The 12,921-nt window shown below is 63.7% G+C and carries 10 protein-coding genes; all 10 read right to left on the bottom strand.

Going from position 1 to position 12,921, the window contains the following annotated elements; all coding sequences use genetic code 11:
- Positions 1-1,130: elongation factor Tu (gene tuf, locus LV82_RS13775; RefSeq protein WP_104072000.1), on the bottom strand; the 1,130-nt coding region annotated here is incomplete at its 3' end.
- A gap of 92 nt (positions 1,131-1,222) precedes the next feature.
- Positions 1,223-3,346: an elongation factor G gene (gene fusA / locus LV82_RS13770; protein ID WP_104072638.1), complete on the bottom strand. Its 2,124-nt coding sequence runs from the start codon at positions 3,344-3,346 to the stop codon at positions 1,223-1,225.
- Positions 3,347-3,367: 21 nt separating this feature from the next.
- Positions 3,368-3,838, bottom strand: coding sequence for a 30S ribosomal protein S7 (gene rpsG / locus LV82_RS13765; RefSeq protein WP_104072636.1), 471 nt, complete (start codon positions 3,836-3,838; stop codon positions 3,368-3,370).
- Positions 3,839-3,850: 12 nt separating this feature from the next.
- Entirely contained in the window at positions 3,851-4,222 is a 372-nt protein-coding gene (gene rpsL, locus LV82_RS13760) for a 30S ribosomal protein S12 (RefSeq protein ID WP_104072634.1), read from the bottom strand.
- Between the two features lie 273 nt (positions 4,223-4,495).
- Positions 4,496-5,188 carry a phosphatase PAP2 family protein gene (locus LV82_RS13755; RefSeq protein WP_104072632.1) on the bottom strand — a complete coding sequence of 231 codons (693 nt, stop codon included), beginning with the start codon at positions 5,186-5,188 and terminating at the stop codon, positions 4,496-4,498.
- Positions 5,185-6,606, bottom strand: a complete 1,422-nt coding sequence (locus LV82_RS13750; protein WP_170063448.1) for an ArnT family glycosyltransferase — start codon at positions 6,604-6,606, stop codon at positions 5,185-5,187. The genes LV82_RS13755 and LV82_RS13750 overlap by 4 nt, the downstream gene beginning before the upstream one ends.
- Positions 6,599-6,904 carry a lipid-A-disaccharide synthase N-terminal domain-containing protein gene (locus LV82_RS13745; RefSeq protein ID WP_104072628.1) on the bottom strand — a complete coding sequence of 102 codons (306 nt, stop codon included), beginning with the start codon at positions 6,902-6,904 and terminating at the stop codon, positions 6,599-6,601. Before LV82_RS13745 ends, LV82_RS13750 begins: the two co-directional genes overlap by 8 nt.
- A gap of 3 nt (positions 6,905-6,907) precedes the next feature.
- Positions 6,908-7,639, bottom strand: a complete 732-nt coding sequence (locus tag LV82_RS13740) for a glycosyltransferase family 2 protein (RefSeq protein ID WP_104072626.1) — start codon at positions 7,637-7,639, stop codon at positions 6,908-6,910.
- 45 nt (positions 7,640-7,684) lie between these two features.
- Positions 7,685-8,536, bottom strand: coding sequence for a glycosyltransferase (locus LV82_RS13735; RefSeq protein WP_104072624.1), 852 nt, complete (start codon positions 8,534-8,536; stop codon positions 7,685-7,687).
- Positions 8,537-8,644: 108 nt separating this feature from the next.
- Positions 8,645-12,880: a DNA-directed RNA polymerase subunit beta' gene (gene rpoC / locus LV82_RS13730; RefSeq protein WP_104072622.1), complete on the bottom strand. Its 4,236-nt coding sequence runs from the start codon at positions 12,878-12,880 to the stop codon at positions 8,645-8,647.
- Positions 12,881-12,921 lie beyond the last annotated feature (41 nt).

Here is a 12,921-nt window from a genome sequence, read left to right as displayed (position 1 = left end):
CCTTCGCGGATGGCGAAGCGCAGGCCTTCTTCCATCGCGATCGGGGCGATCAGCTCGACCTCGAACTTCAGGTTGTCGCCCGGCATGACCATCTCGACGCCCTCGGGCAGCTTCACCGTGCCCGTCACGTCCGTCGTGCGGAAGTAGAACTGCGGACGGTAGTTGGCGAAGAACGGCGTGTGGCGGCCACCCTCTTCCTTGGTCAGGATGTAGGCCTCGGCCTCGAACTCGGTGTGCGGCGTCACCGAGCCGGGCTTGGCCAGAACCTGGCCGCGCTCGACGCCGTCACGCTCGATACCGCGCAGCAGCGCGCCGATGTTGTCGCCCGCCTCGCCGCGATCCAGCAGCTTGCGGAACATCTCGACACCGGTCACGGTCGTCTTCTTCGTCGGGCGGATGCCGACGATCTCGACTTCGTCACCAACGTTGATCACGCCACGCTCGACACGGCCGGTCACAACCGTACCGCGGCCCGAGATCGAGAACACGTCCTCGATCGGCATCAGGAACGGCTGGTCGATCGCACGCGCCGGGGTCGGGATGTATTCGTCCACCGCCTTCATCAGCTCGCGGATCGAGTTCTCGCCGATTTCCGGGTCACGCCCTTCCAGAGCCGCCAGCGCCGAACCCTTGACGATCGGAATGTCGTCGCCCGGGAAGTCGTAGGACGACAGAAGCTCGCGGATCTCCATCTCGACCAGCTCCAGAAGCTCCTCGTCGTCAACCTGGTCGACCTTGTTCATGTAGACCACGATCGCCGGAACGCCGACCTGACGGGCCAGAAGGATGTGCTCGCGCGTCTGCGGCATCGGACCGTCAGCCGCCGAAACCACCAGGATCGCACCGTCCATCTGCGCAGCACCCGTGATCATGTTCTTCACGTAGTCCGCGTGGCCCGGGCAGTCCACATGCGCATAGTGACGGTTCTCGGTCTCGTACTCGACATGCGCCGTCGAGATCGTGATGCCGCGCGCACGCTCCTCGGGGGCCGCGTCAATCTGGCTGTAGTCCTTGAACTCGCCAAAATACTTCGTGATCGCAGCCGTCAGCGTCGTCTTGCCGTGGTCAACGTGACCAATCGTGCCGATGTTCACATGCGGTTTCGTGCGTTCAAACTTTGCCTTTGCCATGATGGCCTCCTGTTCCTTTTCGGTGCGCTAACCGGCGCCCTACGGGTGGGTAGGGTGCGCCTTTCGGCGCACCGTCATTTCACTGCGCGCAATTACGCGTATTTCTTCTGGATCTCTTCCGCGATGTTCTGCGGCACCGGTTCGTAATGGTCGAACAGCATCGTGAACACCGCGCGACCCGACGACATCGACCGCAGGTTGTTGATGTAACCGAACATGTTGGCCAGCGGGACGAAAGCGTGGATCACGTTCGCATTGCCCCGCGAATCCTGTCCGGTCACCATGCCGCGACGGCTGGTCAGATCACCGATGATCGAGCCCGTGTACTCTTCCGGGGTCACGACCTCGACCTTCATGATCGGTTCCAGCAGCTTGGCGCCAGCCTTCTTCAGGCCTTCGCGCATGGCCGCGCGGCTGGCGATTTCGAAGGCCAGAACGCTCGAGTCCACGTCGTGATAGGCACCGTCGACCAGGGCCACCTTGACGTCGATCACCGGGAAGCCCGCCAGCGGACCGGATTCCAGAACCGACTTGATGCCCTTCTCGACGCCGGGGATGTATTCCTTCGGCACCGCGCCACCGACGATGCGGCTTTCGAACGAATAGCCCTCGCCCGGTTCGGTCGGCTCGATCTCCAGTTTCACCCGCGCGAACTGACCGGTACCGCCGGTCTGTTTCTTGTGGGTGTAGTCGACCTCGGCCTTGTGGCTGATCGTCTCGCGATAGGCCACCTGCGGGGCGCCGATATTCGCCTCGACCTTGAACTCACGCTTCATGCGGTCCACCAGGATGTCGAGGTGAAGTTCGCCCATCCCCTTCATGATCGTCTGCCCCGATTCCAGATCGGTCTCGACGCGGAACGACGGGTCTTCGGCCGCCAGACGCTGCAGCGCCATGGCCATCTTCTCCTGGTCGGCCTTCGACTTCGGTTCGACCGCGATCTCGATCACCGGCTCGGGGAAGGTCATCGTTTCCAGAACGACCGGCTTGGACGGGTCGCACAGCGTGTCGCCCGTGGTCGTCTCCTTCAGGCCGGCAAGAGCGATGATGTCACCCGCAAAGGCCTCGTCGATCTCTTCGCGCTGAATGGCGTGCATCATCATCATGCGACCGACGCGCTCGCGCTTGCCCTTCGTCGAGTTCAGCATCTGCTCACCCTTCTTGAGGGTGCCCGAGTAGATGCGGGTGAAGGTCAGCGAGCCCACGAACGGGTCGTTCATGATCTTGAACGCCAGCGCCGCGAAAGGCTCGTCGTCCGACGCCTTGCGCTCGATGTTGCGCGTCTCGGTCTCGTCGCCCGGGGCGTAGCCCATCAGCGGCGGGACATCCAGCGGCGAGGGCAGGAAGTCGATGACCGCGTTCAGCAGCGGCTGAACACCCTTGTTCTTGAAGGCCGAACCGGCAAGAACAGGGAAGAAGGACAGGCTGAGCGTACCCTTCCGGATAAGCCGGCGCAGCGTTTCTTCATCCGGCTCGTTGCCTTCGAGATAGGCCTCCATGACCTCGTCGTCCTGCTCGACGGCGAGTTCGATCATCTTGCCGCGCCACTCTTCGGCCAGCTCCTTCATCTCGTCGCGGATCGGCTGGCGGGTCCACGAGGCGCCCAGGTCCTCGCCCTTCCAGGTCCACTCTTCCATCGTGATGAGGTCGATGATGCCTTCAAGCTTGTCCTCGGCACCGATCGGCAGCTGCACCGGGCACGGAGTCCCGCCGGTACGGTCCTTGATCATCTTCACGCAGTTGAAGAAGTCGGCGCCGATCTTGTCCATCTTGTTGACGAACACGATGCGCGGAACCTTGTAGCGGTCGGCCTGACGCCAGACCGTTTCGGTCTGCGGCTCGACGCCGGCATTGGCGTCCAGCAGACACACGGCACCGTCGAGAACCGCCAGCGAACGTTCGACCTCGATGGTGAAGTCGACGTGGCCCGGCGTGTCGATGATGTTGAAGCGGAACTTCGTGTCCGACGTGCCCTCGGGCGTGGGGTCCTCCTGGCGCTGCCAGAAGGTAGTCGTCGCGGCCGAGGTGATGGTGATGCCGCGCTCCTGCTCCTGCTCCATCCAGTCCATCGTCGCGGCGCCATCGTGCACCTCGCCGATCTTGTGGGACTTGCCGGTGTAATACAGGATCCGCTCGGTCGTCGTGGTCTTGCCCGCGTCGATATGGGCCATGATCCCGAAGTTGCGGTATCGCTGCAGCGGATATTCGCGTGCCATGAGTCTTGCCTTCCTTCGGGATTACCAGCGGTAGTGGCTGAACGCCTTGTTGGCGTCGGCCATCTTGTGGGTGTCTTCGCGCTTCTTGACGGCAGCACCGCGGCCGTTGACCGCGTCGATCAGCTCGCCGGCAAGACGCTCTTCCATCGTGTGTTCGTTGCGCTTCTTGGCCGCGGCGATCAGCCAGCGGATGGCCAGCGCTTCGCGACGCTCGGGACGGACATCGACGGGCACCTGGTAGGTGGCGCCACCAACCCGGCGGGAGCGAACCTCCAGCGAAGGCTTCACGTTGTCCATCGCCTCATGGAAGACTTCGACGGGCGAGCGCTTCAGCTTCGCCTCGATCCGGTCAAGCGCATTATAGACGATACGCTCGGCGACGGACTTCTTGCCGTCCACCATGAGATTGTTCATGAACTTGGTCAGAACCCGATCGCCATACTTGGCGTCGGGCAGTACTTCGCGCTTTTCGGCAGCGTGACGACGAGACATCTGGTGATCTCCTTACTTCGGACGCTTCGCGCCGTATTTCGAGCGGCGCTGACGACGGTCCTTGACGCCCTGGGTGTCGAGAACGCCACGCAGGATGTGATAGCGGACACCCGGAAGGTCCTTCACCCGGCCGCCGCGGATCAGGACCACCGAGTGTTCCTGAAGGTTGTGCTTTTCGCCGGGGATATAGCTGATCACCTCATAGCCATTGGTCAGACGGACCTTGGCCACCTTCCGCATGGCCGAGTTCGGCTTCTTCGGCGTGGTGGTGTAGACGCGGGTGCAGACCCCGCGCTTCTGGGGGCAGCCCTCCAGGTGCTGCGACTTGGATTTCTGCACTTTCGCTACCCGGGGCTTCCGGATCAGCTGCTGGATCGTCGGCATTCAATCTCGCCCTATGTTGCGGCCCGATCAACCATCGCCCGTCAGCGACGTCTCCGGGGGCTTTTCTCAACTGTCGTGCCCTGCGCGTCCGCAAAACACCAATACCGCTATCGTCCCGCCATGGGGCCGACGCGGTGGAATTCCAGAGGATCGGGGCGTTTCGGCCCGGATCATGACCACTTCTTCAGTTCTGTCCCCCGATCGCGCGCACTACGCCCGCGGTCAGGGTGTGCGCCGTATATGGGGAGTCGCGGATGTTGTCAACACCGCGCCTCAGGGTCGCCGGGACAGCATCACCCTGTGCAGAACAAGAGCAATCGCCAGAACGATCAGCGCCGCGAAAACCGTGTCCGAAAGGAAATGCCGTCCGGTCAGAACCCTCAGGACCAGACCGGCCGCAGGAAGGCCCATGGCTGCCACGACATATAGCGGGAAGAACCTGCCCAAAAGGCGCCGCGCCAGAGGGACAAGCACGACAAAGGCAATCGCCAGTGCCACCGCTGCCGACCCCTCGCCCGATACGAACGAACAATTCCGTGCGCATTGGTCCGCAGGCAGCAGCGCTGGCGTGAAGTGTGCCGAACCACCGAATTCCGCGATTGCGGCCGGGCGTGCGCGCCCCCAATGCGCCTTGAGAATCACGTTGACGATCAGGCCCGGCCCCAAGAGGTAGAGCGTCAGCAGGAACGCCGCCTCGCGCGCGCCAAAGCCGCGAATCGGTCGGCCCGCCAGTGCGAGACCCAGCGCGGCCAGAGAGAACCCGACCACGCCAAGGCTGAGATACCACACGAAATGCCTCAGCGCCTCGACTCCGGGCAGATCCGAAATCCAGAAGCCCGCGCCCGGACGGTAGAACAGCCGCGAAACGGCCAGGTCGATCTGCGGCCAGAGCGTGAAAACAGCGGCCGCGATCGTGGTGACCACGGCCAGCCACAGCGCCAGTCGAACATGATTTACCTGCCTCATGGCGCGCAGCCTTGCGGCAGAATCCAGCCGCGCAGGTTCTTTCCGGAATAGGCTCCGCCCTGTGTGCGGAAAGTGGCCACGGCATCACCGGCGCATCGCGGCGCATCTTCCCCAACCATCAGGGCGGGACCGTGACCGGCCGTCAGGGGGAAGGTCTGTTCGTAATAATTGCGCGGACGACCCGCGGGCCGTGGGGCGCGGAATTTCAGGCCCGTATCGCGGCCGGTATGGAACAGATCGGCGAGAATGTCGCGGCTGACCGCAACGACGGTATCGACCCCATTGCCCTGCGCCGTTTCGATGATCTGGCGTGACAGCTCGGCGCGGCCCAGATACCGCTCAAGCACGGGCTTGCCGCCGATTTCGGGAAACGGCGCGACAACCGCCAACACGGGCAGAGCCAGCGAAACGAACCCGTTGATTGCCAGCGACACCGGCAGAAGCCTGGGGGCGCGATCCAGCATCTGGACGACGGCCAGAATCGTGCCCGCGAAATAGGCCGCGACCGCCCAGTTGGCATAGGCCTTGTCCAGAAATGCCTGGGTGCAGACGATCGCCACGATCGGAGCCGACAGCCAGATCAGCGGCCCCAGCCCGGGGCGCGCCGGTCGAAGCCAGGCCCAGAGCAGTGCGGAAAACAGGACCGGACCCGCAACGGCAAACTGCGCAAGGAAGAACGCGACAGCGCCGATCGGGTTCAGCCGTGCCCACCAGGCCTCTTGGCGGACCCACCCGACATTGTCGAGCGTGTGCGCCACGGTCGCCAGATCATGGCCAAGGTTCCACAGGATGTTCGGCGCTATCACGGCAAGAAAGGCCGCCAGCATTGCGCCCCACTGCCGCAGTCTCAGCCGCGCCTTCGGCAGGAACAGCGCAGCCAGCATGGTCCCCAACAGAAAGTAGATGCCCGCATATTTCGCCAGAAAGCCAAGACCCGCGGCGACGCCTGCCGCGACCGAATCCGTGATGCGGCCGCTCGCGATCGCGCGCTGATGCAACAGGATGGCCGCCGCGAAAAACGGCGCCATTACCGTGTCGGTCGAGATCAGGAGACTGCCGAGCGCGGCCAGGGGCAATGTCACGTAGCTGGCCGCAACCCAGATCGCGGCGCGCGCGGAATGCAGCCTTGCCGCCACCGCGCCAAGGACCAAAGCCGTGAGCGCATGCAGAAACGGCGCGGGAAGGCGCACGAAGAAGGGCGCGTCGGATCCGGCCAGATCGGTGACGGCACGGATCAGCCATGCGATCAGCGGCGGTTTCGAATAATAGCCAAGATCGAGCCGCTGCCCCCACAGCCAGTACTGGCTTTCATCGACGAACAGATCGGTCCGGTTGAACCACAGCGCGACGACCCGCGCGAATGTCACGACGCCCACGACAAGGGCGGCGCGGGGCAACCACGCGCGGTTCTCAGGCATCCGCATTCCGTTCGCGGTGGATCAGGTACAGGTTGCGGGCATAGATGAAGACACCCGTGGATTGCCCCAGAATGAACACCACGTCCCGGCGCCAGATCGCGTAGCTCAGCAGGATCAATCCACCCGCCATGGAGAGGTACCAGAAGGCCAGCGGCACGACCGAACGCCGCGCGCGCTCGGACGCGATCCATTGCACCAGGAACCGTCCGGTGAACATCAGCTGCCCCAGAAGACCGAAGGCAACCCACCAGAACTCGGCCCAGCCCGAGACATGGAGTATCGCGAAGACCCGCTCCATCCGTCAGTTTTCCACGGCAATTTCAGTGGGGCGCGACCGCTTGCGGCGCCGGATCAGCCACATCACACCGACCATGTCCACGATCCCGACCAGCGCCCGCTGAAGGTTGGAATATTTCGACCGGCCTGCGCCGCGCGGCCGATGACCAACATCAACATGAACGATCTTCCAGCCGTCCCTGTTGAACAGTGCGGGAAGATAGCGGTGCATATGGTCGAAATAGGGCAAGGCAAGAAAGGCATCGCGGCGAAAGGCCTTCAGCCCACAGCCGGTATCGCGAGTGCCGTCGCGCAGAAGACGCGAGCGGATACCATTCGCGATCTTCGATGCCATGCGACGCGAGAACGTATCCTGACGCCCGACCCTCTGCCCCGCGACCAGGCCGACGCCATCGCTGCCGGGCGCCAGAAGCGGCGCGAACAGGCGCGGGATCTCGGCCGGGGGGTTCTGACCGTCACCGTCGAGCGTGCAGACGATCTCGCCCCGCGCGGCGCGGACCCCGGAATGAATGGCCGCGCTTTGTCCGCCCGACCGGTCATGCCGGATCAATCGCAGGTTCGACCGCCCCGTCATCCGATCGCGCACGACCCTGTCGGTGCCATCATCCGACCCATCGTCGACGACAATGACCTCGTAATTTCCATGCGCGGCACAGGCCGCATCGATCTCGTCGATCAGCGAACCGATATTCTCCGCCTCGTTCCTGGCGGGTATGACGACCGAGATCATGGTCATGACAGATGCCCTGGATTGGCCCGGATTGCGGGGTCTTACTTCCGCTCAGGGCGATTGTAAATCAGCGCGCGCCTCTTCAAGCGCCCGCATCAGCCGCCACGCGCGAATTCCAAAGCGCCGGCGCAGGATCTGGCGGGCGCGTGCATCCTCCAACCGGGCGACATAGGCGCGCCGGCCGGCGTTGCTGTCATTGTCCTCATGCGCGCCGCGCACATACATCGGCTGGTCCTGCAGGCTGAGTACCGGCATGCGGCGGAATACCAGATGGTGGGCGTAATCAAGAACGGTGCGATCATGGTCCGGCGGCATGTAGATCGTCAGGCCGCAGGACAACGATTGCGCCGTCACGCGATAGACCTCGGGCTGACCATCGCGTGGCAACAGCGTCAGCCCGTGGCAATAATCCAGCGCGGCCACCGAGTGCATCGCAAAGACCGGCGCAAGGAACATGCGAAAATCGCCCCGGACCCGCTCGACGTAATCACGCGCGACCGCGTCATCATCGTCCAGCCTGAACTGGGCAACGATATCGGCCCGGGGGTCGATCCGGTCCGCGATCGCTGCCCGCGTCACGTCGGCCTGCAGCCCCACCGGAAGGCGGACGATCTCGATCTGAGGCACGCGCGCAACGGCGCGGACCAGGCGTTCATACCAGTCCTCGGGCAGATCCTCGCCCGTCGCGATGATCAGGGTGAAATCGGGATCGGTCTGACCGGCGATCGAGGGCAGGAAAACCTCGGTGAACCATGCCATGCGCCGGGCCATCCGGCCCGGGTCGTAGAGCTGCGCGCGACGTTCGGCCAGGGTTTCCGGCATGCGCTGAAATCCGTCACTGACAAGCAACGAAAAGCGGCAGATGCCGAGAACCTGTATGCGCACGGGTGTCGCCCCCACCATTCGCTTCGGTGATCGGCAGGATGCGGGCCGGCACCGCGCAATGTCAACGCAGGACCTGAATGAAAAGGCCCCCGCGAATTGCGGGGGCCTTTGATCTTCCGCTCCGTATCAGTCGCGGCTTTCGAACGGGTCGCCTGCCTCGGCGATGTCGTCGATCACCTCTTCGGCCGGTGCCGCGAGGCGTGCTGCCTTTTCGGCCTCGGCCCGACGTTCCTCGATCACCTTCTGGTCGCGGTCATGCGCAATCTTGGTCAGGCGCTGGATCGCGCCGCCGGTGCCCGCCGGGATCAGGCGGCCAACGATGACGTTTTCCTTCAGGCCGACCAGCTTGTCGCGCTTGCCCTGGACCGCGGCCTCGGTCAGCACCCGGGTCGTCTCCTGGAACGACGCCGCCGAGATGAACGACCGGGTCGTCAGCGAGGCCTTGGTGATGCCCAGCAGAACCGGTTCGCCGGTTGCCGGGCGGCCGCCGCGGGCGATGACCTTTTCGTTCTCCTCGTTGAACTCGGCCTTGTCGACGTGCTCGCCCTTCAGAAGCGTCGTGTCACCGCTGTCGGTGATCTCGATCTTCTGCAGCATCTGGCGAACGATCACCTCGATGTGCTTGTCGTTGATCTTCACGCCCTGCAGGCGATAGACCTCCTGCACCTCGTCGATCAGGTAATCGGCAAGCGCCTCGATGCCCAGGATCCGCAGGATGTCGTGCGGTGCCGGGTTGCCGTCCATGATGTAGTCACCCTTCTGGACGTGGTCACCTTCCTGGACCGGAATGTGCTTGCCCTTGGGCACCATGTATTCGACGGGCTCCAGCGACTCGTCGATCGGTTCGATGGTGATGCGGCGCTTGTTCTTGTAGTCCTTGCCAAAGCGCACGTAACCCTCGACCTCGGCGATGATCGCGTGATCCTTCGGCCGGCGTGCCTCGAACAGTTCGGCAACGCGCGGCAGACCACCGGTGATGTCCTTGGTCTTGGCGCCTTCGCGCGGAATACGCGCAACGACGTCACCCGCCTGGATCGAGGCGCCATCCTCGACCGACAGGATCGCATCGACCGACATCGGATAGGTGACCGGGTTGCCCAGATCGTTGCGCACGGGCTCGCCCGTTTCGGGGTCGACGATGATGATCTCGGGCTTCAGATCGCTGCCCTTCGGCGCGCTGCGCCAGTCGGAAACGATCTTCTGCGTCATGCCGGTCGCCTCGTCGGTATCCTCGCGCAGCGAGATGCCCGAAACGAGATCCACGAACTTCACGACACCCGGCTTCTCGGCGATGATCGGCAGGGTATAGGGGTCCCATTCGAACAGCTTGGCGCCCCGTTCGACCATCTGGCCATCCTCGACCAGAACCTTGGCGCCATAGCCCACCTTGTAGGTGGCGCGTTCCTGGCCGTTCTCGTCGATGATCGCGATTTTCATCGCACGTCCGGTGACGACACGTTCGCCGTTCGCGTTGGTCAGGATCGTGGCATTGCGGAACTCGATCCGGCCTGCCTGACTGGCTTCCTGGAACGACTGGCTGCCGCCCTGGGCGATACCGCCGATGTGGAAGGTCCGCATCGTCAGCTGCGTGCCCGGTTCGCCGATCGACTGGGCCGCGATGATGCCCACGGCCTCGCCGATATTCACCAGCGTACCGCGCGCCAGGTCGCGACCATAGCACATGGCGCAGACGCCCTCCTCGGCCTCGCAGGTCAGCGGGCTGCGGATGCGGATCGAGGCAAGACCGGCGGCTTCGATCTCGTCGGCCTTGCGTTCGTCGATCAGTTCGCCCCTGCGGATCAGAACCTCGTCGGTGCCCGGCAACAGCACGTCCTCGGCCGCGACACGACCCAGGATGCGCTCGGACAGCGACGCCACGACCTCGCCGTCATTGATCGCGGCCTTGGCCGTGATGGCCCGGTCGGTGCCGCAATCATGCACCCGCACGATGCAGTCCTGCGCGACATCGACCAGACGGCGCGTCAGGTAACCCGAGTTCGCCGTCTTCAGCGCCGTATCGGCCAGACCCTTCCGCGCGCCGTGCGTGGAGTTGAAGTACTCCAGCACGGTCAGGCCTTCCTTGAAGTTCGAGATGATCGGCGTCTCGATGATCTCGCCCGACGGCTTGGCCATCAGGCCACGCATGCCGCCCAGCTGCTTCATCTGCGCGGGCGAACCCCGGGCGCCCGAATGGGCCATCATGTAAATCGAGTTGGGTTCGAGCTCGCGCCCCTCTTCGTCCCGGCGCACGGCCGAGATCTCGGCCATCATGGCCTGAGCCACGGCATCCGAGCATTTCGACCAGGCATCGACGACCTTGTTGTACTTTTCGCCCTGGGTGATCAGGCCGTCCATGTACTGCTGCTCGAACTCCTTCACCTGCTCGCGCGTGGCATTCACGATCTCCCACTTCTTCTGCGGGATGACCATGTCATCCTTGCCGAACGAGATGCCGGCCCGGAAGGCCTCGCGGAAGCCGAGCTGCATGATCTGGTCACAGAAGATGACCGACTCCTTCTGACCGCAATAGCGATAGACGGTGTCGATGACGTTCTGGACGTCCTTCTTGCGCAGCAGGCGGTTGACAAGATCGAACGGAGCCTTGGCGTTCTTCGGCAGAAGCGCGCCCAGCCGGACACGGCCCGGCGTGGTTTCATAACGCTTCAGGACCTCGTTGCCTTCCTCGTCGATCTGGGGAATGCGCGCGGTGATCTTGGCGTGCAGATGCACCTCGCCGGCCGCCAGCGCGTGCTCGACTTCCTCGATCGATGCAAAGGCCATGCCTTCGCCCTTCATGCCCTCGCGCATCATCGTGATGTAATACAGCCCCAGGACCATGTCCTGCGACGGCACGATGATCGGCGCGCCGTTGGCGGGCGACAGCACGTTGTTGGTGGACATCATCAACACGCGCGCTTCCAGCTGGGCCTCCAGCGAGAGCGGCACGTGCACGGCCATCTGGTCGCCGTCGAAGTCGGCGTTGAACGCCGCGCAGACCAGGGGGTGCAGCTGAATCGCCTTGCCCTCGATCAGAATGGGTTCGAACGCCTGGATGCCGAGCCGGTGCAGCGTCGGCGCGCGGTTCAGCAGCACCGGATGCTCGCGGATCACCTCGTCGAGGATGTCCCAGACCTCCGGGCGCTCCTTCTCGACCAGCTTCTTGGCCTGCTTGACGGTGGACGACAGGCCCTTGGCCTCGAGCCGCGAATAGATGAACGGCTTGAACAGTTCGAGCGCCATCTTCTTGGGCAGGCCGCACTGGTGCAGCTTCAGCTCGGGGCCCGTCACGATGACCGAACGGCCCGAGAAGTCGACGCGCTTGCCCAGCAGGTTCTGACGGAACCGGCCCTGCTTGCCCTTCAGCATGTCCGACAGCGACTTCAGCGGGCGCTTGTTTGCGCCGGTGATGACGCGGCCGCGACGGCCGTTGTCAAAGAGCGCGTCCACTGCTTCCTGCAGCATCCGCTTCTCGTTGCGCACGATGATGTCGGGCGCGCGCAGTTCGATCAGCCGCTTCAGACGGTTGTTGCGGTTGATGACCCGACGATAGAGATCGTTCAGGTCCGAGGTGGCGAAGCGACCACCATCCAGCGGAACCAGCGGGCGCAGTTCGGGCGGAATGACCGGGATCACGGTCAGGATCATCCATTCCGGCCGGTTGCCCGATTCCAGGAAATGCTCGACCAGCTTGAGCCGCTTGATGATCTTCTTGGGCTTCAGCTCGCCCGTGGCTTCCTTCAGCTCTTCGCGCAGGCGCTCGGCCTCGGCCTCGAGGTCGATCTGGCTCAGCATCTCGCGGATGGCCTCGGCGCCGATACCGGCGGTGAACGCGTCCGCGCCGTACTGATCCTGCGCGTCGAGATATTCCTCCTCGGTCAGCAGCTGCCCATAGGACAGATCGGTCAGGCCGGGCTCGATGACGACGTAGTTCTCGAAATACAGGATGCGCTCAAGGTCGCGCAGCGTCATGTCCAGCATCAGGCCGATGCGCGAGGGCAGCGACTTGAGGAACCAGATATGGGCGACCGGCGCGGCCAGCTCGATATGGCCCATGCGCTCGCGGCGGACCTTCTGCAGCGTGACCTCGACGCCGCATTTCTCGCAGACGACGCCGCGATACTTCATCCGCTTGTACTTGCCGCAAAGGCATTCGTAATCCTTGATCGGGCCAAAGATGCGGGCGCAGAACAGGCCGTCGCGCTCGGGCTTGAAGGTCCGATAGTTGATCGTTTCAGGCTTCTTGATCTCGCCATAGGACCAAGAGAGGATCCGTTCGGGGCTGGCCAGAGAGATCTTGATCTCGTCGAACTGCTTGGGCGAGGCCAGCGGGTTGAACGGGTTGTTGGTCAGTTCCTGGTTCATTTTGCGTCCTTCAGATCAGGGGATGGGTGAGTGGGGCGAAG

Source organism: Albidovulum inexpectatum (assembly GCF_002927635.1).
Lineage (GTDB): Bacteria > Pseudomonadota > Alphaproteobacteria > Rhodobacterales > Rhodobacteraceae > Albidovulum > Albidovulum inexpectatum.
The sequence above is the reverse complement of the archived record's forward strand: the minus strand, read 5'-3'. Positions and strand labels throughout refer to the sequence as shown.

Excerpts from the sequence above, each read along its gene's own strand:
- fusA (WP_104072638.1), bottom strand. The coding sequence starts at position 3,346 with ATGGCACGCGAATATCCGCTGCAGCGATACCGCAACTTCGGGATCATG.
- rpsG (WP_104072636.1), bottom strand. The coding sequence starts at position 3,838 with ATGTCTCGTCGTCACGCTGCCGAAAAGCGCGAAGTACTGCCCGACGCC.
- rpsL (WP_104072634.1), bottom strand. The coding sequence starts at position 4,222 with ATGCCGACGATCCAGCAGCTGATCCGGAAGCCCCGGGTAGCGAAAGTG.
- LV82_RS13755 (WP_104072632.1), bottom strand. The coding sequence starts at position 5,188 with ATGAGGCAGGTAAATCATGTTCGACTGGCGCTGTGGCTGGCCGTGGTC.
- LV82_RS13750 (WP_170063448.1), bottom strand. The coding sequence starts at position 6,606 with ATGCCTGAGAACCGCGCGTGGTTGCCCCGCGCCGCCCTTGTCGTGGGC.
- LV82_RS13745 (WP_104072628.1), bottom strand. The coding sequence starts at position 6,904 with ATGGAGCGGGTCTTCGCGATACTCCATGTCTCGGGCTGGGCCGAGTTC.
- LV82_RS13740 (WP_104072626.1), bottom strand. The coding sequence starts at position 7,639 with ATGACCATGATCTCGGTCGTCATACCCGCCAGGAACGAGGCGGAGAAT.
- LV82_RS13735 (WP_104072624.1), bottom strand. The coding sequence starts at position 8,536 with ATGGTGGGGGCGACACCCGTGCGCATACAGGTTCTCGGCATCTGCCGC.
- rpoC (WP_104072622.1), bottom strand. The coding sequence starts at position 12,880 with ATGAACCAGGAACTGACCAACAACCCGTTCAACCCGCTGGCCTCGCCC.